The 26,577-nt window shown below is 65.1% G+C and carries 23 protein-coding genes and 1 pseudogene; 7 read left to right on the top strand and 17 right to left on the bottom strand.

Annotation, left to right across the window (positions count from 1 at the left end; translation table 11 throughout):
* Nucleotide 1: 1 nt before the first annotated feature.
* The 7 genes from ACZ0AE_RS10170 to ACZ0AE_RS10140 form a co-directional block, all read right to left on the bottom strand.
* On the bottom strand, nt 2-349 hold the full coding sequence (locus ACZ0AE_RS10170; protein ID WP_463601001.1) for a phage coat protein: 348 nt from the start codon (nt 347-349) through the stop codon (nt 2-4).
* Complete coding sequence (locus ACZ0AE_RS10165; RefSeq protein WP_463601000.1) at nt 346-1,392, bottom strand: hypothetical protein; 1,047 nt, start codon at nt 1,390-1,392, stop codon at nt 346-348. The genes ACZ0AE_RS10170 and ACZ0AE_RS10165 overlap by 4 nt, the downstream gene beginning before the upstream one ends.
* A 277-nt stretch (nt 1,393-1,669) precedes the next feature.
* Nucleotides 1,670-1,810 carry a capsid protein gene (locus ACZ0AE_RS10160; RefSeq protein WP_463600999.1) on the bottom strand — a complete coding sequence of 47 codons (141 nt, stop codon included), beginning with the start codon at nt 1,808-1,810 and terminating at the stop codon, nt 1,670-1,672.
* Nucleotides 1,811-1,841: 31 nt separating this feature from the next.
* Nucleotides 1,842-2,093, bottom strand: a complete 252-nt coding sequence (locus ACZ0AE_RS10155; protein WP_463600998.1) for a hypothetical protein — start codon at nt 2,091-2,093, stop codon at nt 1,842-1,844.
* A 3-nt stretch (nt 2,094-2,096) separates the two neighbouring features.
* Nucleotides 2,097-2,396, bottom strand: a complete 300-nt coding sequence (locus ACZ0AE_RS10150; protein WP_463600997.1) for a single-stranded DNA-binding protein — start codon at nt 2,394-2,396, stop codon at nt 2,097-2,099.
* Nucleotides 2,393-3,325 (bottom strand): rolling circle replication-associated protein, encoded by a 933-nt coding sequence (locus ACZ0AE_RS10145; RefSeq protein ID WP_463600996.1) that lies wholly within the window; start codon nt 3,323-3,325, stop codon nt 2,393-2,395. Before ACZ0AE_RS10145 ends, ACZ0AE_RS10150 begins: the two co-directional genes overlap by 4 nt.
* Nucleotides 3,326-3,443: 118 nt before the next feature.
* Entirely contained in the window at nt 3,444-3,644 is a 201-nt protein-coding gene (locus ACZ0AE_RS10140; protein WP_463600995.1) for a hypothetical protein, read from the bottom strand.
* 300 nt (nt 3,645-3,944) lie between these two features.
* Between ACZ0AE_RS10140 and ACZ0AE_RS10135 the strand changes: the two genes are divergently transcribed.
* A complete protein-coding gene (locus ACZ0AE_RS10135; protein WP_463600994.1) occupies nt 3,945-4,355 on the top strand; it encodes a DUF3693 domain-containing protein in 411 nt (136 codons plus the stop codon).
* 112 nt (nt 4,356-4,467) lie between these two features.
* Nucleotides 4,468-4,839, top strand: coding sequence for a hypothetical protein (locus tag ACZ0AE_RS10130; protein ID WP_463600993.1), 372 nt, complete (start codon nt 4,468-4,470; stop codon nt 4,837-4,839).
* Nucleotides 4,840-4,922: 83 nt separating this feature from the next.
* On the opposite strand, the gene ACZ0AE_RS10125 is transcribed toward ACZ0AE_RS10130, so the two are convergent.
* The 3 genes from ACZ0AE_RS10125 to ACZ0AE_RS10115 all read right to left on the bottom strand — a co-directional run bounded on the left by ACZ0AE_RS10125 (nt 4,923) and on the right by ACZ0AE_RS10115 (nt 8,984).
* Entirely contained in the window at nt 4,923-6,323 is a 1,401-nt protein-coding gene (locus ACZ0AE_RS10125) for a DUF1254 domain-containing protein (RefSeq protein ID WP_463600992.1), read from the bottom strand.
* Nucleotides 6,320-7,576 (bottom strand): DUF1214 domain-containing protein, encoded by a 1,257-nt coding sequence (locus tag ACZ0AE_RS10120; protein ID WP_463600991.1) that lies wholly within the window; start codon nt 7,574-7,576, stop codon nt 6,320-6,322. Before ACZ0AE_RS10120 ends, ACZ0AE_RS10125 begins: the two co-directional genes overlap by 4 nt.
* A gap of 505 nt (nt 7,577-8,081) precedes the next feature.
* Entirely contained in the window at nt 8,082-8,984 is a 903-nt protein-coding gene (locus tag ACZ0AE_RS10115; protein ID WP_463602086.1) for a LysR family transcriptional regulator, read from the bottom strand.
* Nucleotides 8,985-9,107: 123 nt separating this feature from the next.
* Here ACZ0AE_RS10115 and ACZ0AE_RS10110 point away from each other — a divergent pair, with 123 nt between their 5' ends.
* The 4 genes from ACZ0AE_RS10110 to ACZ0AE_RS10095 all read left to right on the top strand — a co-directional run bounded on the left by ACZ0AE_RS10110 (nt 9,108) and on the right by ACZ0AE_RS10095 (nt 19,291).
* Nucleotides 9,108-9,437, top strand: coding sequence for a nuclear transport factor 2 family protein (locus ACZ0AE_RS10110; protein ID WP_463600990.1), 330 nt, complete (start codon nt 9,108-9,110; stop codon nt 9,435-9,437).
* Entirely contained in the window at nt 9,434-10,216 is a 783-nt protein-coding gene (locus ACZ0AE_RS10105; protein ID WP_463600989.1) for an SDR family oxidoreductase, read from the top strand. The genes ACZ0AE_RS10110 and ACZ0AE_RS10105 overlap by 4 nt, the downstream gene beginning before the upstream one ends.
* Before the next feature lie 106 nt (nt 10,217-10,322).
* Nucleotides 10,323-19,034, top strand: a complete 8,712-nt coding sequence (locus ACZ0AE_RS10100; protein WP_463600988.1) for a GH36-type glycosyl hydrolase domain-containing protein — start codon at nt 10,323-10,325, stop codon at nt 19,032-19,034.
* Nucleotides 19,031-19,291 (top strand): hypothetical protein, encoded by a 261-nt coding sequence (locus ACZ0AE_RS10095; protein WP_463600987.1) that lies wholly within the window; start codon nt 19,031-19,033, stop codon nt 19,289-19,291. The genes ACZ0AE_RS10100 and ACZ0AE_RS10095 overlap by 4 nt, the downstream gene beginning before the upstream one ends.
* Nucleotides 19,292-19,298: 7 nt before the next feature.
* Here ACZ0AE_RS10095 and ACZ0AE_RS10090 read toward each other — a convergent pair whose 3' ends face one another.
* From ACZ0AE_RS10090 to ACZ0AE_RS10075, 4 genes are all read right to left on the bottom strand, one after another.
* On the bottom strand, nt 19,299-19,658 hold the full coding sequence (locus tag ACZ0AE_RS10090; RefSeq protein ID WP_463600986.1) for a nuclear transport factor 2 family protein: 360 nt from the start codon (nt 19,656-19,658) through the stop codon (nt 19,299-19,301).
* Between the two features lie 73 nt (nt 19,659-19,731).
* On the bottom strand, nt 19,732-20,430 hold the full coding sequence (locus ACZ0AE_RS10085; RefSeq protein ID WP_463600985.1) for a hypothetical protein: 699 nt from the start codon (nt 20,428-20,430) through the stop codon (nt 19,732-19,734).
* A gap of 59 nt (nt 20,431-20,489) precedes the next feature.
* Nucleotides 20,490-21,350 carry an MBL fold metallo-hydrolase gene (locus tag ACZ0AE_RS10080; protein ID WP_463600984.1) on the bottom strand — a complete coding sequence of 287 codons (861 nt, stop codon included), beginning with the start codon at nt 21,348-21,350 and terminating at the stop codon, nt 20,490-20,492.
* The gene (locus ACZ0AE_RS10075) at nt 21,347-22,201 is read right to left on the bottom strand and encodes an MBL fold metallo-hydrolase (RefSeq protein WP_463600983.1); all 855 of its coding nucleotides are present in this window, start codon (nt 22,199-22,201) and stop codon (nt 21,347-21,349) included. Before ACZ0AE_RS10075 ends, ACZ0AE_RS10080 begins: the two co-directional genes overlap by 4 nt.
* A 101-nt stretch (nt 22,202-22,302) precedes the next feature.
* Between ACZ0AE_RS10075 and gcvA the strand changes: the two genes are divergently transcribed.
* On the top strand, nt 22,303-23,244 hold the full coding sequence (gene gcvA, locus ACZ0AE_RS10070) for a transcriptional regulator GcvA (RefSeq protein ID WP_463600982.1): 942 nt from the start codon (nt 22,303-22,305) through the stop codon (nt 23,242-23,244).
* Nucleotides 23,245-23,270: 26 nt separating this feature from the next.
* On the opposite strand, the gene ACZ0AE_RS10065 is transcribed toward gcvA, so the two are convergent.
* The 3 genes and pseudogenes from ACZ0AE_RS10065 to ACZ0AE_RS10055 form a co-directional block, all read right to left on the bottom strand.
* Nucleotides 23,271-24,119: an aldose epimerase family protein gene (locus ACZ0AE_RS10065; RefSeq protein ID WP_463600981.1), complete on the bottom strand. Its 849-nt coding sequence runs from the start codon at nt 24,117-24,119 to the stop codon at nt 23,271-23,273.
* Nucleotides 24,109-25,125 (bottom strand): glycoside hydrolase family 43 protein, encoded by a 1,017-nt coding sequence (locus ACZ0AE_RS10060; protein WP_463602085.1) that lies wholly within the window; start codon nt 25,123-25,125, stop codon nt 24,109-24,111. Before ACZ0AE_RS10060 ends, ACZ0AE_RS10065 begins: the two co-directional genes overlap by 11 nt.
* Nucleotides 25,099-26,571 (bottom strand): annotated as a pseudogene (locus tag ACZ0AE_RS10055) (MFS transporter); the annotation flags it as partial. The pseudogene ACZ0AE_RS10055 and the gene ACZ0AE_RS10060, both read right to left, overlap by 27 nt.
* Nucleotides 26,572-26,577: the final 6 nt, after the last annotated feature.

Below are 26,577 nucleotides of genomic sequence, written 5' to 3'. Positions count from 1 at the left end.
GTCACCACTTCCCCATGGTCAGAATTTTGCGGGTGATAAAGAACACGACTGCCAGCGAAATGACCGTCATACACTCGGGAATTTTGAAGATATTGACGAACCAAGCCACGGTCGGACCGGCGTTAGCAAACAGCGTGCCGAGCTTGTATTCGGTGAGAAATTCTGGAACGGGAAGCTTCTCAAAGGCGTGGGCAACGAGGTTGAGCACCTGCTCGATGGCGTACAGGACCAAGTCACGAAAGAACTCAACGATCGCTTTCCAGAGTCGCTCAATCTGCCTGCGAAAGAACCCGGTGATGTCATCCAGCCAACCGGCGTAGAAGGTCACGAATGCAATGAAGTTGGTCATGTGAGTGCGATCTTGACTGCATGGAATGCGGCGAACGCGAGCAGTAGCCATCCAAGCGCGCTAAGGATGGCGACAATCTCCGACTTGCACAGGAAATCGAACGTCATGGCGTCCCAGTACGCCGACGCCGGGAATGTAAACACCGGACAAGACCCGCTGACGCTGATGTCAAAGAAGCTCTTTGTGGCGTCGATGATGGGCGCTTTGTTGACGCGCTGGGCAAACTGGTCGTAGAGCTTCTCGACTGTCTTTCCGTCCGACTCGTAAAGGGCATCGCCATCGGGGCCTACTTGGCCGGGGCCATCGCCGTCACCGTCACCGGGTCCTGGGCCGGGTCCCGTGCCGGGGTCTGTACCGCCACCCTCTCCCTCGCCCTCACCGGGATCTGTCCCGCCACCACCGTCACCGCCGCCGGGGTTGGTTCCGCCTCCCCCTTCGCCTTCGCCGCCACCGGGGTCGGTGCCACCACCATCACCGCCGCCCGTTTCACCTCCGCCCTCTCCACCGTCTCCACCCGGCGATACCGGAGTGGGCTTAGGGGCGTCGTTCTCGGTACACGGTCCACCGGTAGGCGAAAAGCTATGCCCGGATGTAGCACCGGCGTCAAGGCTGCTCGTGTACATGCAACCGTTGTGGCAGGCGTTGACGCTGGCAGCAGTGGAGCCGCCTTCCCAACCAAACTCATCGGAACGTGCGCTACAAAGCCCCTTGAAAAAGTACTTGCCGCATTCTTCCTCAGTAACGCCCGGGATGCGCACGTAGCAGCGATGCCACGCGGGACTACCGCTCGTCTGCGGGCATCCGAGCTTCTCGGGCATCTGATCCGGATATCGCGCCTTCATGCGCGCGGCCGCATCGGACTCCTTAGCCATGCATTCGGAATACGCAACGCCCTGATCGCAGGCGGCGGGAATCTGAGATTCACCCCAAATGGAATTGGTGCCGCATTGGCCGTAGGAGTTCTGTTGCGCACTGGCGGTACCAGGCGCAGACCCAGCGGCCAATGTCAGCGCGCATAGCAGCACGAGGTGCCACGCATTCATCGGTTAATGCCCATCACAACAGCGATGCCGCATAGCGCGCTGATGAACCCGGCGAACAGGCAAAGAATCATCGCAACCTCCGCAGCAGGAAGAAGCGCGCAACCTTCGGACCGGCCCACAGGGCGAATCGAATCTGCGCGCAGAGTGCAAGACCGGCGAGGATGGCAAGCATCAACAGGCCAATTTGCAGTCTCGAAATGATTGAGTCGAAGTCCATCTAAGCCCCCTTCAAATAAAAAGGGGAGGCATTGCCTCCCCTGCCCCACTGCCGTTCGCCTTACGACTTGCCGAACAGACCGGCGACCTTACGGCCACCCCACAGGGAGAAGCCCACCACGGCCATCAAGGCCAGGGCACCACCGATGGCAGTGAGGGCGCCAGCGACCGACAGACCGGCCAGAATCGATTCGAAATCCATGTAAATCCCCTTTCATGTTGGTTATGGCGGCCTACGATTTGTCGAACACAGCTGCAACCCGGCCACCGATGTTTGCAGCTACATAGAGGGTCATGATGAGAATGAACGGACCCGCCGCCCATCCCGCCAAGACCTCTTTGTCTGGTGCCTTGAACGCCTCGGCGAACATGGCGACGGATGAGGCCTCTGCACTGCTCATCAGCACGTACCCGGTGCACTGATCGACAGGCTGGCCGGTTGGTACCAACGTGCCGTCTTCACGAATGGCGATGCAGAGGCCCATTGCTCAGCCTGCCGCCTTGGCCGCTGCCGATGGACCCGGCGAGGGCGACGGCGTCAGAAGTCGAATGCGGCGACCAAATTCCAAGCCGCCGAATTTGTTGTTTTGCAACGACGTTGCGCACAGGTCGTAGGTGCCGATCTTGTACGGCTGCTGGTCTTCGTCCAGGCCGATGGTGAAAGGCAGCGGGAAATCGTTCTCGCGCACCACGGCAGCTTTCTGCTCGCGGAACACGGTTGCGGCTTTGCCCTCGCGTGCGGGGAACGAGCGAACGGCGATGTTTTCGCTGATGATCTGAACTTTCATATTGGGATTACCTTCCAAGCGATGGTCCGGCCGAATGCGAAGGTCACTCTCCATGGGGACGGCCAGAACTCCCCTGTGAGCTTGTCGAAATAGCCGCCATTGCACTTGCGAATGTCGGCCTCACCGCCCAGCACTTCGCGTGCGGATATGGGGGCTTTCCACCACCGCAGTTCGCGGCGGGATTCTTCATTGAGGCCACCGCAACCGTGCGTGCGGAACCCCTTGGGAAACGAAGCGGCCATGAGGCTGCTGAACTTGGATGCGTATTTGGCGAGATACCCCACAGCATTGCGGGCCTTCTCAAACTTGCTTGAGCCGTGAGGCCACCACTTGCGGTGATCGACGCGGCCAAACCACATGCCTTGGGGAACCCAAACTAGGAGGTGGTAGTGGGGTCGTCCGCGCTGGGTGAGTTCCCCGACCCACAGGTAACGGAACACCTGACCCGCGAGCCGTCGGAGCCTAGCGACAGTTCGATTGAAGTGGCCGCGCATGCGCTTAAGTAGCCCGCTAACGTCACGAGGGCCGCTACGGCTTCCGTCTCGGTAGGTGAGCGTGAGCATGTACCACGCGCCACGGCGTGATCCCTTCTTCGCTTCTTGGTCATGGAGTCGTGCACTCGTGATTACGGCCTTGCGCAGCCGTTGCGCCCGCTGCTGCAGCGGATCAATTTCGATGGAAAGACGACCGGTCTTCGACTCGGTGTCACTTGTTTTGTAATGGACAAGCCCAAGGGCCAGCGCTTCGCGCTGGCCCTCCGGGGTCAACGCGAGCGGTGCCGCCGCGAGGTACGATTTGAGAGAAGCGCCGGACGTGCGCTTATGGCGCGCGACGGTTTCTGAGGCTTGCTCAGTGCGGCGCGCAGCAGCCTGCATGAGGCCAATGGAGTCATCGAACGCGACAAGCTCTGCGCGCTGCGCAGGGGCCATAGCGTCGAGCTTGATGCGGGCGCTCTTGCCTGTGCAACCTGCGCACAGGCCACCGGGGAAGAAGTAGGACGTGGGGTCGCCACAGAAGGCGCACGTACTTCGCGCAGAGCGAGAGCCGTCAGCCACGGGCAACCTCACGGCGCTGCATACGCGCAAGGCGACGGCTGGCGCGGTGCCAGTACCACAGCTCACGGATGATGGTGCCCAGCACTCCGGGCAGACCTGCGCCGCACGCCGCGCCTGCGAAGCACATCCAGAACATGCCGGTGGCGAAGGCGTTGATATCCGCTTGCGAGACGGTGATGACGAAATCAGCCACGGCGCACCTCGGCCGATGCCTGGGCGACGAATGCGGCGTCACGAATGGCGCGGGTGCTGGCTTCTTCGCGGCGGTCCAGTACCCACGCCACGAAACGAGCAGATCCGATCAGTACGCAGGCCGCTCCGAGCGCCCCACACGCGAGCATGTATCCGTGCATCCCCTACCCCTGCCCCTAGCCCCTAGATCCCCGCCAGCGGCCTAGGGGGACCGGCTGGCGGGTGTTGAGTGATCACTCAACGGGGGCGATGTAAACTGATCGGGAAACACGTGTCAACTGATCGATCAACAGGAGCCGCAATGTCCGCCGTCAACGAACTACTTGACAACGTGAAAAACCGCTTAAATCTCGGCTCGGACATCGCATTGGCGGAACGCGTCGGCGTCACCCGCTCGCTAATTTCACGCTGGCGGAAGGGCGATACCCCTATCTCGGATGAGCGAATTGCGCAGATTTGCGCGATGGCCAAGATCGACGGGACCACGTGGATGGCCATGATTCACGCGGAGCGGGCCACGTCGACAACTGAGCGCGCCCTATGGCGTTTGATCTTGGACAGGGTGAGCGCGGCCGCTGCGGTGGTCGCGCTGGTGTGCATCACTGCACCTGGTGCGGTGAAGGCTGAAACCCTTGCGGTACAAGGCTTTGCGCAGGGTCAAAGTGCAGATTCTGTATATTATGTAAACCTCAGACCTGCCCAGCGGGCGTGACGTCCGACTCGCGTGGCGCCGGGCTCTACGTTGTTCTGCAAGAACAGTTTCACTTCCACAGCTCAAACAGTGATCATTCAGATCTCCTAGTCCTGACAATGGTAAGCCCGGCATGGTCCACCGCCTGTTGTTGCTCTCACTCCTCAGCACCCCCGCAATCGCCGCAGCTGGCCCTGTGTCCACCAGCTCAAGGGTAGAAAACGACCGAGTATTCCTTGTCCTGACGAATGACTCCCCGGGCGTAGTGTTCGTGGTGGATGAAGTGACCGTACCGGTCCATCTCAAACGTAAGCGCAACACGTACGTGCCGACCGAAACCAGGGCCGTTCCGGCGCAAGGCACACTCATTGACCGCCTCGACGTCGACTTAGGGAGCGTCCAGGAGGTGTTTGACGCTGGTGGAACCGAGGATGCGACATTGTCCAACTATCGCAAACTTCGTTCGGCAGGCATGAGCCAGCGTCCAGGTTACCCATTGCCTTGACCGCGATTCTTGAAGAAATGATCCAAATGGCGCTTCGATAGACGTCCCCACTCCATCAACTACGCCTACACCGCCCGATCCATCTAATCCCCGACCGCGCTCACCGCAGGGGGCGTCCACTGCCCGCTGGCGATCGCTTCACCTGGCCAGTAGGCGCGGATGTACAACGAGAAGCCCCCGCCCTGCGGCGTCGGCAACCAGTTCGCGCGGTGCTTGGGATCGCTGGGCGCGTCGGCTTGGACATAGATGGTCAAGGTGCCGTCCGCATCCGTCTGCAGGTCCTTGTTCTTGGTGCCGACCGAGTAACGATCGATCTCGTTGGGAGCGAAGAAGTGGTGCTCGTTGTAAAGCGTGAGCGACCAAAAGCCATACACAGGCGGCAGCTGTCCCCCGGAGAAGGTCACGGTATAGCGCTTGCCACCATTGAGTCGCGCGCCGGCATCGTCGAGGTCCTGGTAGAAATACTTGGTCTCGTTCGGCCGGTTGACGAAGATGTTCGATTTGGCCACCGCGGTGCGGGTGAAGTAGTCGGTACCGAACTGGGCGCCGTTGTTCTGGGTGGTCCAGTTGTGCGGCAGCGGCAGGCCGTAGTGGCGGAACTGAAGCAACGGGCCCACCAGGTCCTGCTCTGCCCTCCCCGCCTCGTCGAGCATGGCTGCCTTCAGCTCGGGAGACTGTTGTGCGGCTGCGATCACCGCCAGCACTTCGGCGTAACGCGCTTCCTCGCCCGGTAGCGGCCTCGCGTCCTTGAGCGCCAAGGGGAGCTCGTCGACGAACTTGTCCGGCACTACCCAGACCGTCTCGGCGCCGCCGCCCGTGTCCTGCGCCGGGAACCGGGGCTGCTTCGACCAGTCGCGTTGCTTGAGCTTGCCGTCAAACATCGAAAGCGGGTACATGTCGATCTGGTTGATCAACGGCTGCACGGCACGCTTGTCTTCGTCGGTCGCGTCCTGGAACACCCGCGGAATAACGAAGCCGGTATCGGTGCTCGAGCGGAACACGCCGGCGATGCCCTCGGGTACGTCACCCTTCCAATCGGGGCCTGCCAGCAGATAGAAGCCGGGCCGGGTGCCGTACATCTTGCCCAGTTCGGCGAAGCTGTCGGTGCGCACATCCACTACCTGGTAGACCCAAAAGCGGTCGCCGAAGTCCGGCACCTGGATCACGACCGGCTCCACGTCCAGGCCCAGGCTGGCAGCGCCATAGACGACGTCCTGATTTGGGCACGCCACCATCCGCTCCTGCGGCTCTATGTAATCGCTGAGCATGCTCAAGCGATTAAGCGGGGCCACCGGCACGACACCCCCCATCAGGCCCGGCTCGGGCAGGTCTTTGAAGGTCTGGCGACGGTTATGGACATTGATCATCGGCCATGCCCAGAAGTAGGCCTGGCGCGCGACCATGCGTGCGTACTCCTCGGTGATTCGGGTGCCTGACACCGGGCCCGGCACCGGCATTGCCGCTTCTGGCGCACGAGCGGTCATGACGCTGCCTCCGCCGTCGTTATCAGCGGCGCGGGATACCACGTCCCGCCAAGGATCGCCTGGTCCGGGCCATAGGCCCGGAAGGTCAGGTTGTAGTTTTGACCCTTGGGCGTGGGCAGCCAGTTCCCATCCGGTGCGTCCTCGGGCTTCTGCGGCGAGAAGAACAACGTCAGCGCCCCATCCTCGCCGTATTCTAGCCTGGACTGCCGGTTGATCAGGAACCGGTCTTTGTCGTTCGGAATCACGTGGAACTCGTTGGAGTCCACTGCGATCACCGACCAGAAGTACCTCACATGCGCTTGCGGCAGCTCGTCCTTGGCGAATGTCAGGGTGTAGGTGTTGCCGCCGTCCAGCTTGGCGCCGCTGCCGTCGCTGTCGGTCTTGAAGTAGACCACCTCATCGGTGCTGTTGGCCCAGATACCGGCCATGTTGATCAACGTCCGGGTCTTGAAGTCGTCCCCGTATTTGCCAATCGTTGCCGGCCGGTTCCAGCCGTTCTTGTTGGAACCGGCGGTGCTGAAGGATTTATGGAAGTTCGGCAGGGCCTGTTCGCGGATCACCTTCTCCACGCGTTCGCGATCGGCGGGTGTCTTGACCGCTTCGGCAATGGCTCGCACGCGGGCCTGCAGCGCAGCCATGCCGGGGTTGATGTCGGGCTCGCTGTCGAGCGCGAGCGTGGCCGCATCGAATGCCTCGGCGCCCGGGAACGCGTCATTGGTGAATACCGGCGTCGCCGGCACAGGTTCGATCTTCGGCGTGCCCGTGGGCTTGACGGTGATCCGGTGCTGCAATGCGATCGCCTGCTCGGGATCGGCACCAAGTTCGACGCGTGCGAGGACGCGTGCGGTTTTCCCTGGCACGTCGATGCGAACGGCATCGGCCGGCACCTGCGTCGGCGCGCCCTTCAAGCATATCCAGAAATCGCCGCTGGGGTGGTCCGGATAGTTGCGCTCATTGATGTTGACGATAGTCTCACCCCAGCCGTTGAGGAACTGCACCGTGTAGTACCGCCCGTTGATCTCGGGAACGCTGAAGACGGCGCAACTGCTCTCATCGACCGCTACCCACGCCTCACTGTAGGCCACGTCGAGGTTCGGGTTGGCCCAGGCCACACCGCCGACCTCCCGATGGGCAATCTCATTCCACTTGAAGCCCTCCTTGTTGAAGTCCAATTGCTCTTGCCGGAGTACGAGCAGGCGGCTGAGGAGATACAGATAGGCGTCGCTAATATCCTGATCGGAGATCGGCTGCAAACTCGATACCTTGGACTCTGGATGCACTGGAAATGCTCCTCTTGGGTAGCGTCATAGCCCGCTGTCCTACGCGGTGGGAAAGGCAATGCAATTGGCTGTAGGCGATAATCGAGCACGTTGGTCAACCGGCGCCGAATTCGCGTCGACCTGGCCGCCACGTTCCGCTGCGCAGCGATGTTGGGCAACCGTTACTCCATGATTCCTGCTTGTTGTAGCTGATGCCGATGTCGTCGGCCATGACAAAGAAGACGTGGTGCTTTGATCGGAGTTCACAGGGCACTCCGTCGGCTTGCGACACCAGATCATGTGCCCATCGCCCAAACGCAGGCATCCGTAGAACAGCTTGCAGAGAGCCAGTAGTTCTACTTAATCCCCTGCCGATCTAGAACAACTACATCACCGCGGCCGCGGACGTGCCGGCATAGCTTCCCTGCCCCGAGGCCCGCCTCCCGCTCTACTTTCTACCGACTACCGTACCGGCCGCTGATCGGCCACTTAGCGCCGATCACCCCGCTTCACCGCCCAGGTCTCGATCCAGCATGCAATCGATGAAAGCCCGCAACGCCGGCAGCATATGCCGTCGGCTCGAGTAGTACAGGTAAAGGCCAGGGACCTTGGGCGACCAGTCCGCCAGCACGCGCCGCAGTCGGCCATCGCGCAGTGCCTCGGCGATGTCATCATCGTTATAGGCGTACAAGATTCCAAGTCCCTGCAACGCTGCGGGCACGATGATGTCCTGGTGGTTGGAGATCACGTTTCCTTCCCCAAAGAACTCGACCGTTTTCCCCGCTTTACTGAACTCCCAGCCCGCAATCCTGCCGCTGCCGGGGAAGCGCCAGAGGATGCAGGCGTGTCGGCTCAGGTCCTCAGGCGTTCTGGGTTCACCGTGGCGGGCAAGGTAGTCCGGCGATGCGACGGCAAGCAGTTCGACATCCGGCGTCATTCGGACCGCAACCATGTCCTTCTGCACGCGATTGCCCACGCGATTGCCCACGCGGATGCCGGCATCGAAGCCTTCGCCGGCGATGTCGCTCAGGGCGTCATTGATCACGATGTCCAGGACCACATCGGGATGGGCACGTGCGAAACGACCGAGCCGTGGCGCTATCAGTCGCTTGGCAGCCATGCTGAGCGTGTTGATGCGCAGCGTTCCCGAGGCACGGTTCCGTGTGTCTACCGCCTCCGCCACGGCCGCGTCCATTTCACGCAGCATGGGTGCCATGCGTTCGTGCAGCCGCCTGCCCGGCTCGGTGGGAGAAACACTGCGCGTGGTCCGGTTCAACAGGCGCACGCCCAGCCGCGCCTCCAGCTGGCGGATGGTCTGACTGAGCGCGGACCGGGAAAGCCCCAGGTGATCGGCCGCCTTGGCGAAGCTTGACCTGTCCACTATGGCGACGAACGCCTTCAGTTCTGCGAATTAAGCGCCGCGCATTGTGCACTCGTTTCTACATAGCCTGCTCAGATAGTAGGTGATTCTGTTACCACAAGGAACGAGTCAATCTGGCGCCGTCCACCACAACGGAGACCTGACATGCAAAGACTCGATCTTCCCGAACCGATCGCGGCCTATTTTGTCGCCGACCAGCACGACGGCCGGGCGGTTGCCGGCTGCTTCACGCCGAACGGGCGCGTGTTGGATGAAAGGACTACCCATTCAGGTACAGCTGCGATCGAAGCATGGAAAAACGCCTCCTCGGCGAAATACACCTATGTCGCCCTCCCCCGAGCGGTGGAGACGCTGGATGGCAGCTATATCGTGACCAGCGAAGTGTCGGGCAACTTCCAGGGCAGCCCGGTTGACCTGCGCTACATCTTCATTCTGGAACGCGGCAAGATCGCCTCGCTGGAGATTGCCCCATGACCTTCGATCTTCAACTGACAGGCAAGCGTGTCCTGGTGACAGGCGGTGCCCGCGGTGTGGGCGCTGCCGTCGTCGATCTGTTGTCCAGGCTGGGGGCTCGGGTCGTGGCGGTCGCGCTGTCGGCGCCGAAGCGCCCTGTCGATGGCGTGCACTATGTCGCTGCGGACCTCGCTACCGCCGAAGGTGTACGCCAGGCATCGGAGGCAGCCGTAGGCCATCTCGGCACCCTCGACATCCTGATCAACGTGGTGGGCGGGTCGTCGGCGCCGGCGGGTGGCTTCGCTCGGCTGGACGATGTGGAGTGGGCAAACGCACTCGATCTGAACTTGATGTCCGCGGTGCGGATGGATCGCACCTGCTTGCCCGCCATGATCGCCCAGGGCGCGGGGGTGATCCTGCATGTGACGTCGATCCAACGGCTACTGCCGCTGCATGACGCCACGATTGCCTATGCTGCGGCGAAGGCAGCATTGTCCACCTACAGCAAGGCACTCTCCAAGGAAGTCACCCCAAAGGGGGTGCGCGTGGTCCGCGTGTCGCCGGGTTGGATCGAGACAGACGCTGCGATCGCATTCGTCGAGCGGATTGCGTCCAATGCAGGCACAGATTATGAGGCCGCCAAACAGCAGGTCATGCAGGAGTTGGGCGGCATCCCGCTGGGCCGCCCGGCCAAGCCCGCCGAGGTAGCCGATCTGATTGCGTTCCTGGTCTCGCCGCGGGCGGCGTCCATCTCCGGGTCCGAGTACACGATCGATGGCGGCACGGTGCCGACCGCCTGAGGTTGCGCCGCGACCATCCGGGCCGCTCGCGCTCGCGGCCTTCACAGTTACCACGCCACCCCGAATGCAACTATGCAAGGACGCGACCTCCCCCCCTCGGTAAACCATGCCCCACTTTCGTCGTCTTTTTGGTCGTTGGCTCCGCCTGCGTCGGCTTGTCCGTTGGCGCTGGCGTGAGCGCCAGGCCTCGGTCCCGGCCATCGAAGCCACCGAGGTCCCACTGCGTGCCGCGCTGTACAGCGTTGAACAGATGGAGGTGTACGGCCGCGCGCTTGCGCGCCAGCATCGGGTGCGGATGCGACCTGGCGCAGAGCGCCTTCTCGATCGCCTGCAAGCCAACGAACGTGTCCTGGAAGACGCCAATACGCTGCTCAGCAACGTAGTGCGCGAACAGCGGCCGGTGACCCCGGCCGGGGAATGGCTGCTCGACAACTACTACCTGATCCAGGAACAGATCCAGACCGCGCGCCGCCACCTGCCGCGCGGCTACAGCCGGCAGCTGCCGTCGCTTGCCGCCGGCCCCTCGGCCGGGTTGCCGCGCGTGTACGAATTGTCGATGCAAGCCATCGCGCACGGCGATGGCCGTATTGATGGCGATACCTTGAGCCGCTTCATCGCCTCGTACCAGTCGCTCGCGCCGCTGAGCCTGGGCGAATTGTGGGCCGTTCCGATCATGCTGCGCCTGGCCCTGCTGGAGAATCTGCGGCGCATGGCCGCGCGGGTGATGCGCGACGGCACGGACCGCGGCCTGGCGGCCCAATGGGCGGACAACCTCAATCGCGCCGCCTCCGACACCCCGACCGATGTGGTCCTGGTGGTGGCCGACATGGCACGCTCCGAGCCGCCCTTGACCGGCGCGTTCATCGCCGAGCTTACCCGCTCGCTGCAAGGGCGCGGCGGCGCGTGGGCCATGCCCGTCGCCTGGTTGGAACAGTGGGCGGCCGCGGCTGGGCAGCGCATCGACGAGCTGGTCGCCGCCGAGGGGCAGCAGCAAGCGGCCGATCAGGTCTCCATCGGCAACAGCATCGGCAGCCTGCGTTTTCTGTCCACCATGGATTGGCGCACCTTTGTCGAAGATATGAGCGTGGTCGAGCAGCGGCTGCAGGAGGACCCCATGGGCGTCTATCCGCAGATGGATTTCGGCACCCGCGACGCCTATCGCCATGTCGTAGAAAAAATCGCCCGCGGTAGCCGCGTCGCCGAAGAGCGCGTTGCGACCATCGCGCTGGACCTGGCACGGGCCGCTGAGCCGCTCGATGGGCCACGTGCGCACGTAGGCTATTGGCTCGTCGGCGAAGGCGTGGACGCCACCGTGGACGCAGTGGCCGAGGCAGCACCGCGCCACCGCAAGGCCCGGCTACGGGCGCATCGCGTGCCACTTGCCCTGTACCTGCTGCCGATCGCCCTGCTGGCGGTGGTGGCCACCGCGGGCCTGCTGGCCTCGGGCAGTGGCGCGGTGCCCGTGTGGCTGGCCGCGCTGTTCGCGCTGCTGGTGTTCAGCGAGCTGGGCATCGTCCTGGTGAACTGGACCGCGACGGTGCTGGTCACCCCCAGGCCGCTTCCCAAGCTCGATTTCAGCGAAGGTATTCCGGCCGCCTGCTCCACCGTGGTCGCAGTCCCCTCGATGCTGTCCAGCATCGACGGCATCGATGTGCTGACCGAAGCGCTGGAGGTCCGCTTCCTGGCCAACCGCGATCCCCAGCTGCGCTTCGTGCTGCTGACGGACTTCCTTGACGCCGCGGCCGCCGAGACGCCGACGGACGACACCCTGCTCGCGCACGCCGTGGAGCGCATCGAGGAACTGAACAGCCGCTACGCGGCCGAGCGCGGCGATCGCTTCTACCTGCTGCACCGCCCCAGGCAATGGAACCCAAGCGAAGGGGTGTGGATGGGGCACGAGCGCAAGCGCGGCAAGCTGGCAGCGCTCAATGCCCTGCTCCGCCAAGGCGACGCGACCGCGTTCATGCGCACCGTCGGTGACACGGCGGCCTTGGTTGGCGTCCGCTACGTCATCACCCTGGATTCGGACACGCAGCTTCCGCGGGATGCCGCACGCGCCTTCGTCGCCACCTTGGCGCACCCGCTCAACCGCCCGCGCTTCGATCCGGCGCTGCAACGCGTGGTGGAGGGCTACGGCATCCTGCAGCCCAGCGTCGGCACCAGCCTGGGCACGCGCCGCACCTCGCGGTTTGCCCGGATGTTCGGCAGCGAGCCCGGCATCGACCCGTACTCGCGCATGGTCTCGGATGTCTACCAGGACCTGTTCGACGAAGGCTCGTTCGTGGGCAAAGGCATCTATGACGTCGAGGCCTTCGAGCATGCGCTGGAAGGTCGCCTGCCCGAGAACCGCATCCTCAGCCACGACCTGCTGGAAGGCTGCTATGCACGCGCCGGCCTGGTCAGCGATGTGCGCCTGTACGAGGACTATCCCGAACGCTACGTCGCCGATGCCAAGCGCCGTGCGCGCTGGATCCGCGGCGACTGGCAGCTGCTGCCCTGGTTGATGCCGTGGACACCGCGCCCGGGATCGGGATGGGAACGGAACCGGCTCAGCCTGCTGTCGCGCGGCAAGTTGCTGGACAACCTGCGCCGGAGCGTGGTGCCGATTGCTGCCTTGGCCTTGCTGGTGGCGGGCTGGCTGCATGCCGAAAGCCCGGTTGCGTGGACGGCGTGGGTGCTGGCGCTGTGGTTTGCGCCGCCGCTGATCGGCATGCTGCGCGATGCGCTGAGCGTTCCGGACGACACGCCGCTGGAAGCGCACTACATCATGGTCGGGCGCGGTACGCTGCAGTCGTTGCTGCGCGCCGCCACCCAGGTCGCGTGTCTGCCCTACGAAGCGTTGCTGGCCGGTGGCGCGGTGCTGCGCACGCTCTGGCGCATGACCGTCACCCGCCGCCATCTGCTGCAATGGAACCCCTCCAGCGAAGTCGAGCGCCGCCTCGGTAGCGACCGCGGCGCGGAATGGCGGGTGATGGCGCCGGCGTCGGTGCTGGCGGTTGCGCTGGCGGCGGTCGTGGCCAGCGTGGCTCCGCACGCGCTGCCTGTCGCCCTGCCCCTGCTGTTGGCGTGGACCTTTGCGCCCGCGTTGATGGCGTGGCTGGGCCGGCCGCCGGCCGCGAGCGTGGCCGAACTGTCTGTGACCCAGCGGGCGTTCCTGGGCCGGCTGGCGCGGCGCACCTGGTCGTTCTTCCAGGCCTGGGTGCGCGAGCAGGATCATTGGCTGCCGCCGGACAATATCCAGGAGCACCCGACGCTGGTGGTGGCGCGGCGCACCTCGCCGACCAACATCGGCCTGTCCCTGCTGGCCAATCTGTCCGCGTGGGATTTCGGCTGGCTCCAGCTGGGCGCGGTCGCGGAACGTACCGCGCTCACGTTCGATACGCTGGACCAGCTGCCGCGCCACCGCGGCCACTTCCTGAACTGGTACGACACCGAAACCCTGGCGCCGCTGCAGCCGCGCTACGTCTCCACCGTGGACAGCGGCAACCTGGCCGGCCACCTGCTGACGCTGCGCCAAGGCCTGCTCGCGCTGGTGGACGCGCCGGTGCTGGCGCCGCACACGTTCGACGGCCTGGCCGATACGCTCGGCGTGCTGGAAGAGGAACGGCAACGCCATCGCCCCGCTGACGCGCCATTGGGCGATGCGCTCAACCATCTTCGCCAGCGCCTGGCATCAGCGCGTACTGACCGCCCCCGTGGGACCGCGCAGCTGCTCGCCCGGTTGCAGGAGCTCGCCGGTCTGGCCGACGCCGTGCTGGCGCAGTGGCCGGCACCGGAGTCGCCCGAGGAAGGTGCGCTGCACTGGCCTGCCCTGTTCGCTGCCGAATGCCGTGCCGCCCACGCGACACTCGCCGACCTCCCGGCCGATGCCGGCGCGGACGTCGAGGCGCCGGTGCCCAGCCTGCGCCAGCTGGCCGCCCTGCCCGGTTCCGCCGGTGCGGACGCGCGCGTGCGCATCGAGCAGCTGCAGGCACTGGCGCACCGCGCCGGGCAGTTCTCGCTGATGGAGTACGGGTTCCTGTTCTACCGTACCCGCAACCTGCTCTCGATCGGCTACAACGTCGACGACCACCGCCTCGACAACAGCTTCTACGACCTGCTCGCTTCCGAAGCGCGGCTGTGCGCCTTCGTCGCCATTGCCCAGGGGCAGTTGGCGCAGGAGAGCTGGTTCGCACTCGGCCGGATGCTCACCGAGGTCAACGGCACGCCGACGCTGTTGTCATGGAGTGGCTCGATGTTCGAGTACCTCATGCCGCAGCTGGTGATGCCCAGCTATCCCGACACGCTGCTCGACCAGACCGCGCGGCATGCGGTCGAGGCGCAGATCGTCTACGGCCGTAGCTTGAACCTGCCATGGGGCGTGTCCGAGTCCGGCTATAACGCCGTCGATGCCCGTCTGAACTACCAGTACCGCGCGTTCGGCGTGCCCGGGTTGGGTCTCAAACGCGGCCTGGGCCAGGATCGGGTGATCGCGCCCTACGCCAGCATGATGGCGCTGATGGTGGCGCCGGAGGCGGCGTGCCAGAACCTCCAGGCACTCGAAGGCCTCGGGTTCTCCGGGCGCTTTGGCATGTACGAAGCAATCGACTACACCCCCGCCCGGCTACCCCCGGGGCAGGATCACGTGCTGTTGCGTTCGTTCATGGCCCACCACCAGGGCATGGGCCTGCTGTCGCTGGACTATCTGTTGCGCGACCAGCCGATGCAGCGCCGTTTCGTTGCCGATACCGAGTTCCAGGCCACCCTGCTGCTGCTGCAGGAACGCATCCCGCGCATCGGCGTGTTCCATCCGCATGAGGTCGAAGCCCTGGGCGAGCACTCGGCCATGGCCGAGCACGAAACCTCCCTGCGCGTCCTGCGTGATCCGGCTGGCCCGCGCCCGGAAGTGCAGTTGCTCTCCAACGGGCGCTACCACGGCATGCTGACCCATGCCGGCGGCGGCTACAGCCGCCACGGCGACCTGTCGCTCACCCGCTGGCGCGAGGACGGCACCACCGATGCCTGGGGGTCGTTCTGCTACCTGCGTGACGTGGACAGCGGCGAGTTCTGGTCTGCCGCCTACCAGCCCACCTGCGTGGCGCTGGACCATTACGAGGCGATCTTCTCCGACGCCAAGGCGGAGTTCCGGGGTGCCCGCCGCGGCTGCGAGAGCCATCTGCAGGTCGCCATCTCGGCCGAGGACGACATTGAGCTCAGGCGCCTGCGCCTGACCAACCGCGGCCGTCGCCAGCGCACGGTGGAAATCACCACTTATGCCGAAGTGGTGCTGGCGCCCGCAGCGTCCGACGATGCGCATCCGGCCTTCAGCAACCTCTTCGTGCAGAGCGAGATCCTGGCCGCCAAGCAGGCCGTGCTCTGCACGCGCCGGCCCCGTTCGCACGACGAAGTGCCACCGTGGATGTTCCATCTGGTCGCGGTGCATGACGCCGAGGTCGTGTCGATCTCCTACGAAACCGACCGTGCGCGCTTCCTGGGCCGTGGCAACACGCCGCGGACGCCGCAGGCGTTGACCACCGATATCGACCTCTCCGGCACGGACGGCTCGGTGCTCGACCCGATCGTGGCCATCCGCGTGCGGGTGGTGCTGGAGCCCGAGCAGACCGTGCAGCTGGACATGGTGTTTGGCATCGGCGCCGACCGCACCGGTTGCGAGGCGATGGTCGACAAGTATCGTGATCGCCGCCTGGCAGACCGTGTCTTCGACCTGTCCTGGACACACAGCCAGGTGGTGCGCCGGCAGATCAATGCCAGCCAGGCCGAAGCCTCGCTGTACGAGCGCCTGGCCAGCCACGTGCTGTATGCCAATCCGCTGCTGCGCGCGGGCGACGCCGTCCTGCAGCAGAACCAGCGGGGGCAATCCGGGCTGTGGGGCCATGCCATCTCGGGCGACCTGCCCATCGTCCTGCTCAAGGTCACCGACGCGGAGAACGTGGAACTGGTCAGGCAGCTGGTGCAGGCGCACGCGTATTGGCGCCAGAAGGGACTCAACACCGATCTGGTGATCTGGAACGACAGCAAGGCCGGCTATCGGCAGGAACTGCAGGACCAGATCCTGGGGATGGTGGCCGCCAGTTCGGAGACGGGCCTGCTCGATCGCCCCGGCGGCATTTTCGTGCGGCCGGTGCAGAACATGAGCCACGAGGACCGCGTTCTGCTGCAGGCCGTGGCACGGGTGGTGCTCAGCGACGAGGACGGCACGCTGGCCGCGCAGGTGGGGCGCCAGCCGCTGCCTGTACGACGGATTCCGGCCCTGGTGCCGCAGGCGGAGCAGCAGGAGCTGGCACTGGCGATGGACGCGACGCCCGGGCTGCCCGTTGTCGCCGACCCGGGACCCGAGCCCGGACTGCCCCCGGGCGTTGAGCACGACGAAGAGGTGGACGACCCGTGGCCGTTCCTTCCGTACCGCGGCGCCGGCCGATTCGACAACGGCACCGGCAGTTTCAGCGAGGACGGCCGCGAGTACGTGGTGGTCGTGCGCGAAGGCGCCCCGACCCCGGCGCCGTGGGCCAACGTGATCGCGAACGCCCGCCTGGGTACGGTCGTCAGCGAGAGTGCACCGGGCTATACCTGGTTTGAAAACGCACACGAATTCCGCTTGACGCCCTGGCTCAACGATCCGGTGTCCGATACCGGCGGCGAAGCCTTCTACGTGCGCGATGAGGACACCGGTCGTGTCTGGTCGCCGATGCCGCTGCCATGCCGGGGCACCGGTGCCTACCGTACCCGCCACGGCTTTGGCTACACGGTCTACGAGCATATCGAAGACGGCATCGCCAGCGAGCTGTGGGTCTTCGTCGATGTCACCGCACCACTGAAGTTCTCGGTCCTGCGCTTGCACAACCTGTCGGGCCGGCCACGGCGGCTGGCGGCCATCGGCTATGTGGAGTGGGTCATGGGTGACCTGCGCCCGAAGTCGCGCATGCACGTGGTCACCGAACGCGACCCACAGACCGGGGCGCTGCTGGCGCGCAACAGCTACAGCACCGAATTCGGCGGCCGGATGGCCTTCTTCGACACCGATGCCGAGGGCTGCGGCTGGACCTGTGACCGCCTGGAGTTCATCGGCCGCAACGGCGGCCTGCACGCACCGGCCGCGTTGCGTCGCGAGCGTCTGGATGCACGGGCCGGTGCGGGCATGGATCCCTGCGCGGCGATCCAGGTGCCGCTGGAGCTGGCGCCGGGCGACCGCAGTGAAACCACGTTCCGCCTTGGCGCCGGGCGCGACCGCGAGGAAACGCTGGCGTTGGCACGAAGCCGCCAGGGCAATCAGGAAGCCATCGATGCGCTGGACGCCGTGCGCATCCACTGGCGCAATGTGCTGGCCACGGTGCAGGTACGCACGCCGGACCCGGCGTTCGACGCACTGGCCAATGGCTGGCTGGTCTACCAGACCCTGGGCTGCCGCTACCTGGCACGCAGTGGCTACTACCAGTCCGGCGGCGCGTTCGGCTTCCGCGACCAGCTGCAGGACGCGCTCGCCCTTGTACACGCGCGCCCGGACCTGACCCGCGAACACCTGCTGCTCTGCGCGGCACACCAGTTCACCGAAGGCGATGTGATGCACTGGTGGCACCCGCCGCAAGGTCGCGGCGTGCGTACCCGCTGCTCGGACGACTATCTGTGGCTGCCCCAGGGCGCATGCCGCTACCTGGAGGTCACCGGCGACGCCAGCGTGCTGGACGAAGTGGTCGGCTTCATCGAGGGGCGCGCGGTGACCCCGGAGGAGGAAGGCTACTACGACATGCCCACCCTTTCGGCACAGCGCGGAACACTGTATGCGCACTGCGTCGTCGCGCTGGAGCGCGGGTGCCGGTTGCTCGGCGAACGCGGGCTTCCGTTGATGGGCAGCGGCGATTGGAACGATGGCATGAACCGCGTCGGCGACCAGCAGCGCGGTGAAAGTGTGTGGCTCGGGTTCTTCCTGCATGACACGCTTCGCCGCTTCATCGGGCTGGCCAACGCGCGTGGCGATGCCGCCCGTGCGCAATGGTGCGAAGAACAGGCCGAACGCCTGCGTCAAAACCTGGAACAGCATGCCTGGGACGGCGCGTGGTATCGCCGCGCCTGGTTCGACAACGGCGCCATGTTGGGCTCGTCACAGAATCAGGAGTGCCGCATCGATTCGATCTCCCAGAGCTGGTCGGTGCTGTCAGGCGTGGCCGCGCCTGAGCGTGCCACGCAAGCCCTGGATTCGCTGTACACGCATCTGGTGCGAAAGGACGCCAAGCTGATCCAGCTCCTCGACCCGCCCTTCGACCAGACCACGGAGGACCCCGGCTACATTCGGGGTTACGTACCGGGCGTGCGCGAGAATGGCGGCCAGTACACCCACGCGGCGGTGTGGGCGGCGATGGCATTCGCACAGCAGGGCGATGCGGTGCGTGCCTGGGAGCTGGCCGGCATGATCAATCCCCTGAACCACACGCTGGACGCCGAGGCGGTCCAGACCTACCGCGTCGAACCCTATGTGTTGGCCGCCGATGTCTACGCCGTGTCGCCGCACGTCGGGCGAGGCGGCTGGACGTGGTACACCGGGTCGGCCGGGTGGATGTATCGCCTGCTGGTGGAATCCCTGCTCGGCATCCGTCGCGACGGTGATCGACTTTCGCTTGAACCTTGCCTGCCCGATCACTGGCCGTCGTTCGAACTGAGCTACCACTTCGGGCGCAGCCTGTATGAGTTCGTGGTGACCCGCACCGCGGAAGGTCAGCCGACCCTGCATGTGGATGACGTCCTGCAGCCGGACCTCACCGTCCTGCTCCGCGACGACGGCCATTACTACCGTGTCGCGCTTGATCTGGGTGCCGCTCCGGGATGAACAAGCGCCCCGACATACAGGCGCAGCTTGATGGGCTGGCCGAAATGCTGGTCCACTGGTTGGCAGAGGTGCGCCACCCGGCGCAGTTCTGGCCGCAGTTTGAGGCGCTGGCTGGAGAGATTCTGGATCAATGCGCGCATACGGAGAGGGATGAAGTGCATGCGCGCATCCAAGCCATGCTCAAAGCCCATGCGCTGGCGCTCCCGCCCTGGCACGAACGCGACAACAGCGTGCCCACGGGGAGGCCGGGAGCGTGATGGCCCGTTATTCGCTGATCGCCGACACGCTACCGGCAACCACGCGCCACACACCCTCTTTCTGCATCCAGGTGCGCAGATAACGGAACCGGCCAGAGAATGGCTCTCCCATGAGCGTGCCAGACAGCGCAGCAGTTACCACGGTGGCGCATGTCGTACCGTACGAACGCACTTCCACCGCATGCCAGTCCGCTTGAGACATGCGTTGCGCCCCCGAGCGATGCAGCTGCAGGTCATCCGCCTTCGTATAAATGCCGCCCCCTGGCCCGACGAACACCAGGTCGTCATCAATCAGGACCTCCAGCTCCGCCACATTGCTGTGCAGCATGGCAACGCGAAGCCGCTCTTCGTATTCTTCAATCTGCATGTGCGTCAGTTCTCCAGATAGCGCTTCAACCCCAAGTGCCGTGTAACACCGTTACCCTGCTTCAGCGCTGGATCTACTGCGCCTTCGCCAGCTTCGCATCCGCCTCTGGCGCCAGGGTATGAATCACCTCCCCTTGTGCGTTGAGGAACTCGATGGCGCCGTAGCCCTCTTCGGTCACCGTCAGCCGCAGGCGTGTCTTGTCCGCTTTGTCGTTCAACGCGATCGCAGGGGTTCCGTCTGCATCCACCAGCATGCGGATTCGCGTGGACGTTTTAACCCCGGGAACCAAGCGATTGCCGAGGGCCGGTTCGCGCAGCAGTGGCGGCGCCTGGTTGATCGAGAACGCCACCTCGCCGTCCGGCGAGACGCGCCAGCCGATGGCATCCATCGCCGGGTGATCCAGGGCCAGAACCGCCATCCCCCCGTCCACATCGGCGGTGCCGAAGCCGCCGCGCTCGCTGCCCTTGTTATCGTAAAGCACCAGCCCGGCGACGTTGAACGCCCGGCGGTATTGGATGCCATCGATGATCGGCGCCGGCGTCCGGCCTGAAAGGGTCATGCGGATCACCCCGTTCTCGTCGACGATATCGATGCGTTGGGCGGTGATCCGATCATGGTCAGGCGTGGCGACCGTCGTCTCCGGACTGCGGGACTCGATGATGCGCTGCAGCGCACCCAACGAGGGTCGCGACGGCCCTGAATCCTCCGTCGCATGGGACAGGGGACTGACAAATATCGAGGCAATGATAGCGGCGAAGGCAAGGTGCTTCATGCAGGTTCCCGTGGCGGTGAGTGGCCTCCGGCTGGACGTGTCGACAGTGCAGCAGGACCTCACCGCCACGCCACCCACGCTCCCGGCTGCACTGATTGGACCCCGATGGCCGTTCCCCGCGCGGCCCGGATCAGGGCGCCAAGAGGATCGTCCACTTCCTGGTACGCATCAACGCCCGAGATGCCGTAGTGAATCGGCACCACAGTGCGCGCGCCCAGCACGGTGGCGGCGGCGATGGCCTGCTCGGGCGTCAGGACGCCCGGCTGCCCGCTGACGGGCGTGCGCCATCCGAACCTGGCACCGTTGATCGGCAGGAACGCCACGTCGAAGGGTCCGAGCTGGCGGCCGATCTTCCACCAGTGGCCATGCCACATCGTGTCTCCTCCATGGAATATCCGGCGGCCGGCCGCCGACACCACCCAGGAGACTTGAGTGTCGCCGTATCCGTCCGAGGCGGGTACCGCCGTGGCGGTGAAGTCACCCAGCAACTGCGGCTCCCAAAGCGTTGCGGGCCGTGCCCGGGCGCCCGCAGGCACGGGAAGCGGATGGGTCCCCTCGGGGTAGATCAAGCGCCCGCCGTTCCGCAGCGCCTGGGCCACAGCCCCGGCGTCGAAGTGGTCCGAGTGGACGTGCGTCAGCAATACCGTCGTGTCGCCCACCCCGCCCTCAACGGGAACCAGGACATCGGGCAGTGCCCTGCCCCACTCCTCGGCGTTGGTCAGGGGATCGATGAACAAGGTTGCGCCTGGCAGCTGGAGGCGAATGCCCGCCCACGCAAGCCGCTGAATTCGCAGGTCGTCCAACGCTGGCCGTGCGACGGCGCGGGAGACCGGCAACAGCGCGGCCGTGGCGCCAGCGGCGAGACCGGAGAGAAAGACGCGGCGGCCCATGCGTGCGCCCTCTGGCACGTCGCCGCTCATGCGACATCCGCCGAACGGGCCAGGTAGGTGTCCAGCTCAAAGATGCCCTGGGATTCGATGGCCTCCAGATTGCGCAGATGCCACGCCGTTTCGAACGCGCTTGCCTCGACGCCGGGCGCCAGGCAGTCCCCGATCCGAAGGGTGGCCAACCGGGACGCCAGCGATTCACCCTCGCCTTGCGCGCGTATCGCCACCACGTTCTGGCGGATCCGGTCGAGGTAGTGCACTGCGTTGTCGAGCACGGCGGCGTCAAAGCGCCCCATGTGTCCGCCGACGACAGTGCCGCGCCCGAACTGCTTCGCCCGACCAATGGCCGTTCGAATCTGGACCGGGTCGGCCTTTGAGAGGTAGACGATGTTGCCCACGATGTTGTCGCCGACGCAGACCAGGTCGGCGGTGGGAACATCCACGCTGATGTGATCCATCGTCTTGCCGGGATTGTGCAGCAGGCGAAGCTCATGGCGGCCCCAGCGGATACGCATCGCGCTGTCGAACACCACCTGCGGCTCGCGGTAGAACGCGTCGACGCGGTGGTTCTGTGACAGGAAGGTGTGGCGGTAATTGCGGTGCGCGATGACCATGGCATCGGGGAAGGCCGAGAGCCCCGCGATGTGGTCGCTCATGAAATGGGTGGCGACGATGACGCGCACCGTTTTCCCCAGATCGTCGCAGATCAGCACGCGCAACGCAGCCGCGTCCGCTGCGCTTCCCAGTGCATCCACCAGCAGCGCGTCATTGCCATCGAGGAACACGGTCGCAACGGATTGGTGGTCCTCGCCGACGCACAAGAACACGTCCGGACCCAGCGGTTTCAGATGCACGGCGGCTTCCCGTTGAATGGAGGCCGCCATGATTGACGGGTGTGCAGACGCCGACAAACGAGAAGATTTGACCTTCAAGTTACTAAAACTAACCTGATAAGATCGGTCACCCGTGCTGGTAGGAACGCCTGATGAAGCCGCGCCACGCCCCTCCCTTGAATGCGTTGAGAGCGTTTGAGGCCGCAGCACGATCCCTCAGCTTCCAGAAGGCCGCTACCCAGCTGTTTGTCACACCGGCGGCGGTGAGTCACCAGGTCAAACGACTCGAAGCCTACCTGGGTACCGAGCTCTTCGAGCGCGGCCATCGGGCCGTGACGCTCACCGCGCAGGGCGCCACTCTTGCGGCGTCGCTCACTGAGATTTTCGGGATGCTCGATCTCGCACTGGACCGAGCCGCACCGGCCGAACCCGGCCACCTGCGTGTCAGCACCCTGGAGTCATTCGCCGCGAAGTGGCTGGCGCCCCGGCTTCACCGGTTCCACGAGGCGCACCCGGACATCCACGTTCGGGTACTGACGACCGATCAGCTGGTCGACGTTGGCCAGGAGCAGGTCGATGTCGCGATCCGGTACGGCCTGGGGACGTACCCGGGCGTGCAGGTCGAGAAGTTAATGGACGCCCCGGTGTTTCCGGTGTGCGCCCCCGGCACGTCACGGAAGGATGGAAAGCCGATTGCATCGCCCGCCGATCTCGCCCATGTCGCGTTCATCCATGATCAAAGCGCTGAGGGACGGCCGGGCGTTCCCGATTGGGCGGCGTGGCTGCAGGCGGCTGCCCTGAAGGGCGTATCCGCTGACGCCGGCCCCGTGTTTCCCAGCATCTATCTGGCCCAGGAGGCAGCGATCCACGGGCACGGCGTTGCGTTGGGGTTGGCGCCCTTGGTAGAGGACGATCTGCATCGGGGACGCCTTGTGAGGCCCGTTGAGAACCATCTTCCCAATGCCTATGCGTTCTGGATCATCCGGCCGTCAAAGGGTCAGCGGCAGGCAGCGACGGACGCGTTCTGCAGCTGGATACACGCCGAGGCCTCAACCTCCCCTGTCTTGAGTCTGGATGCACGCGATCCCCCCTGAGACATCCGGGGGGCACGGTCCCGGTGCTACCCCGGGTCGTCGCTTTCCCACTCAAGCTCGAACCTCAGCTGCAGCCGCTGCCCCGGCTCCAACCGATTCGGCGCCAACGTAAAACCATCCGGCGGCCCGGTCTGCGGCTCGACACACGTTGCGTGCGGCGCACCGTCGTAGACCACCCAGTGATCGGTGTCCGCCCGCAGCCGCAGCCGCTGGCCCGCCGACACCAAGGTCACGTCGCCCTGGTTGATGAAGCAGTCATCCCAAGGCCCGGATGCGGGGCTGCCGCAGGGTAACGTGGCAATGCCCTCAGCATCCCGTGGATACATGGCAAGGGGGGCGAACAGCAAGCGCTCCGGCTTGCGGAACCACGGGTGCCAGCCGAGTACGGCGGGCATAGCCTGGTCACCGGCCTGCACAGCGAGCAGTAGCTCCAGCCGGTTGGACCGGACATGGATGGCCTGCGTCGCAACGCCGCCGAAGGGCCAGTAGCCATCCTCTGGAAGCGCGAGCGTCAGCGTGGCGCTGTCCGCACCAACGCTGTCGATGCGCCAGGGCCGGGAGAACCCTACCCCATGGATGGCGTGCCCACCGAAGTTCACCGGCAGCCCGAAACGCCGGCCATCGAAGCGGAAGCGCCCCTGCCGGATCCGTCCGGCCCAGGGCACCATCGGGTAGCACCCCCACGCGATGGTTGCCTGCTCCACCTCGTCCGGACCCACCAGCCAATCCACGCCGTCGTAGCGGAGCTGGGCAATGCGTCCACCGGCTTCCGGAGCGAGTGCGACCTCCAGCCTGCCCGCCCGCAGCCAGTGCAGGCGGCCGGCAGGCATCGGGGCCTGCGCATCGTCCTTGGGCACTGCTGTTTCAGGCGCCATAGGGGTCGATCGTCCGGATGCTGCCGTCCGCGTTCATGTGCAGCGGTGTGCACTTGACCGAGCGCAGGTGGGTCACCCCGCCGGACAACACCGCGTCATGGTAGAACAGGTACCACTGCCCCTCGAAGGCGCAGATGGAGTGGTGCGTGGTCCAGCCCACCACCGGCGTGAGGATCACGCCGCCATAGGTGAACGGTCCGTACGGGCTGTCGCCCACGGCATAGCAGAGCAGATGGGTGTCACCCGTGGAGTACGACAGGTAATAGCGCCCCTGGTATTTGTGCAGCCACGGTCCCTCGAAGAACCGGCGCGCGTGGTCGTCGGCGCGCAGCGGCTGCCCGTGCTCGTCCAGGATGACGATCTCGCGCGTGGGTTCGGCAAGGCGTGTCATACCGGCATCGAGTCGGCCGACCCGCGGGCCGAGTGCAGGCGCGTCTCCGGTCGGCTCTTCGTGCGCCGCGTCGTAACGGTTGTCCCGGTACTTCTGCAGCTGACCGCCCCAGATGCCGCCGAAATAGAGGTAATGCGTGCCGTCGTCGTCCTCGTACACCGCAGGATCGATCGAGTACGTCCCCTCCATCGGCTCGGGCTCGGGCGTGAACGGACCCTCCGGGCGATGTGACGCGGCTACACCGATGCGGAACACACCCTGCCTGTCCTTGGCCGGAAAATAGAGGTAATAGCGTCCGTCCCGGCTGGCCGCGTCGGGCGCCCACATCTGCTGTGCGGCCCACGGCACGTCGCGGACATGCAGCGCCACGCCGCAGTCGGTGGTCTCGCCGTCGGGCGTGTCCATCCGCAATACGTGGTAGTCCTCCATGCCGAAGTGACCGCCCTCATCGTCGAAGGGCGCGCCGCTGTCGATATCGTGCGACGGGTAGATGTACAGGCGCCCCTCGAACACATGGGCCGACGGATCGGCCGTGTAGATGTGGGTCACCAGTGGCTGGGAGATGGCGCGTGCCGTGAGGTGATCCACGTTGCCCGCCTGCCGGCGCGCATGCAGGTCCTGCTCGATGCGGGCCTCCATCTTCTTGTCGATCTCATAGAGCAGGAGCAGCACGACCGCGAGCAGGAACGGAAGGGAGCAGTACACGCTCACGGTCAGGCGGATGCCGTCCACCACGGCCTGGGGTTGTTGTTCCGCGCCCGCCAGGTAGCCGTGGTGCGCCAGAATGCCGGCGACCAGTGCGCCGCCGATGCTCAGGCCGATCTTCAGGCCACACAACATGGCCGAAAAGATGATCGCGGTGGCGCGTCGGTGGTTCTTCCATTCGGAGTAATCGGCGACGTCAGCGATCATCGCCCACAGCAACGGGATGGTGATGCCGTAGAAGTACCCGTGCAGCATGAAGGCCGCGAAGCCCACGGCAACCGCCGTGGGCGGAAGGAAGTAGAACGCAAGCAGAAACACGGTGGAAACCAACAGCGCGCCGCCAAAGACACTGCGCTTGCCGAAGCGATCGGCGAGATGGCGGGACACGCCAATGCCCAGGATCATGCAGAGGATGCCGCAGGCGTTGAACAGGCTGAACGCAGAGGTCGCCGGATCCTCCGGCCAGGTGAAGTCGGACAGACCCCATCCATTGAGCGTCGCGTTCAATCCCCCGATGAAGTGGTTGAAGCCGGAGGTGTCGAGGAAGCCCGCCAATGCGGCTTCGCTCATGTAGTACTGGAAGTAGTAGATGTACGTGCCGCCCTTGAGGGCCAGGTTGATGAAGACCAGCACGGTGAGGGCCAGCATCACTTTCCACGGCCGGTTGTACAGCAGGTCGGTCAGGTCCTGCAGCACCCCGCCCGTCTGTTCCTTGGCAGGCACGATGCGCTCGCGCGTGGTGGCGAAGGTGATCAGGAAGAACAGCGTTCCCACTACCGCGAAGAAGGTCATCACCCGCTCGAAGCCCTGCACGCGATCGCCGTCGCCCAGGATCAATACCAGCGGCAACAGCAGTACCTGGATGATGAACTGCGCGATCATCACCGCCACGAAGCGGTAGGCCGACAGGCTGTTGCGCTGGGCCATGCTGCCGGTCAGCACGCCGCTGAGCGCGGAATACGGCAGGTTGTTGGCCGCATACACCAGCATCAGCAGGCCATAGGTGGTCAGGGCGTAGACGACCTTGCCGTGCTCACCGAGGTCCGGCGTACTGAATGCCAGCAGCGACAACACGCCGAACGGGATCGCCGTCCACAGGATCCAGGGACGGAACTTTCCCCAGCGGGTGGCGGTGCGGTCGGCCGCGATGCCGATCAGCGGAGTGAAGACAAACGCCCCCAGCAGACCGATCACGAAAATGATCGTGGCCGCCGTGGCGGGCGGCAACCGGTACACATCGGTATAGAAGAAGGCCAGGTAGGTGATCAGCGTCTGGAAGATCAGGTTGGCCGCAAGGTCGCCCAGGCTGTAGCCCAGCTTCTCCCGGATCGACAGCGTGTGCTCGGGTGTCTCCATGGGGCG

This window comes from Stenotrophomonas sp. AC248 (assembly GCF_979258185.1).
This window is presented reverse-complemented; position numbering and strand designations above follow the sequence as displayed.

Excerpts from the sequence above, each read along its gene's own strand:
- ACZ0AE_RS10170 (WP_463601001.1), bottom strand. The coding sequence starts at position 349 with ATGACCAACTTCATTGCATTCGTGACCTTCTACGCCGGTTGGCTGGAT.
- ACZ0AE_RS10165 (WP_463601000.1), bottom strand. The coding sequence starts at position 1,392 with ATGAATGCGTGGCACCTCGTGCTGCTATGCGCGCTGACATTGGCCGCT.
- ACZ0AE_RS10160 (WP_463600999.1), bottom strand. The coding sequence starts at position 1,810 with ATGGATTTCGAATCGATTCTGGCCGGTCTGTCGGTCGCTGGCGCCCTC.
- ACZ0AE_RS10155 (WP_463600998.1), bottom strand. The coding sequence starts at position 2,093 with ATGGGCCTCTGCATCGCCATTCGTGAAGACGGCACGTTGGTACCAACC.
- ACZ0AE_RS10150 (WP_463600997.1), bottom strand. The coding sequence starts at position 2,396 with ATGAAAGTTCAGATCATCAGCGAAAACATCGCCGTTCGCTCGTTCCCC.
- ACZ0AE_RS10145 (WP_463600996.1), bottom strand. The coding sequence starts at position 3,325 with ATGGCCCCTGCGCAGCGCGCAGAGCTTGTCGCGTTCGATGACTCCATT.
- ACZ0AE_RS10135 (WP_463600994.1), top strand. The coding sequence starts at position 3,945 with ATGTCCGCCGTCAACGAACTACTTGACAACGTGAAAAACCGCTTAAAT.
- ACZ0AE_RS10130 (WP_463600993.1), top strand. The coding sequence starts at position 4,468 with ATGGTCCACCGCCTGTTGTTGCTCTCACTCCTCAGCACCCCCGCAATC.
- ACZ0AE_RS10125 (WP_463600992.1), bottom strand. The coding sequence starts at position 6,323 with ATGACCGCTCGTGCGCCAGAAGCGGCAATGCCGGTGCCGGGCCCGGTG.
- ACZ0AE_RS10110 (WP_463600990.1), top strand. The coding sequence starts at position 9,108 with ATGCAAAGACTCGATCTTCCCGAACCGATCGCGGCCTATTTTGTCGCC.
- ACZ0AE_RS10105 (WP_463600989.1), top strand. The coding sequence starts at position 9,434 with ATGACCTTCGATCTTCAACTGACAGGCAAGCGTGTCCTGGTGACAGGC.
- ACZ0AE_RS10100 (WP_463600988.1), top strand. The coding sequence starts at position 10,323 with ATGCCCCACTTTCGTCGTCTTTTTGGTCGTTGGCTCCGCCTGCGTCGG.
- ACZ0AE_RS10095 (WP_463600987.1), top strand. The coding sequence starts at position 19,031 with ATGAACAAGCGCCCCGACATACAGGCGCAGCTTGATGGGCTGGCCGAA.
- ACZ0AE_RS10090 (WP_463600986.1), bottom strand. The coding sequence starts at position 19,658 with ATGCAGATTGAAGAATACGAAGAGCGGCTTCGCGTTGCCATGCTGCAC.
- ACZ0AE_RS10085 (WP_463600985.1), bottom strand. The coding sequence starts at position 20,430 with ATGAAGCACCTTGCCTTCGCCGCTATCATTGCCTCGATATTTGTCAGT.
- ACZ0AE_RS10080 (WP_463600984.1), bottom strand. The coding sequence starts at position 21,350 with ATGAGCGGCGACGTGCCAGAGGGCGCACGCATGGGCCGCCGCGTCTTT.
- ACZ0AE_RS10075 (WP_463600983.1), bottom strand. The coding sequence starts at position 22,201 with ATGGCGGCCTCCATTCAACGGGAAGCCGCCGTGCATCTGAAACCGCTG.
- gcvA (WP_463600982.1), top strand. The coding sequence starts at position 22,303 with ATGAAGCCGCGCCACGCCCCTCCCTTGAATGCGTTGAGAGCGTTTGAG.
- ACZ0AE_RS10065 (WP_463600981.1), bottom strand. The coding sequence starts at position 24,119 with ATGGCGCCTGAAACAGCAGTGCCCAAGGACGATGCGCAGGCCCCGATG.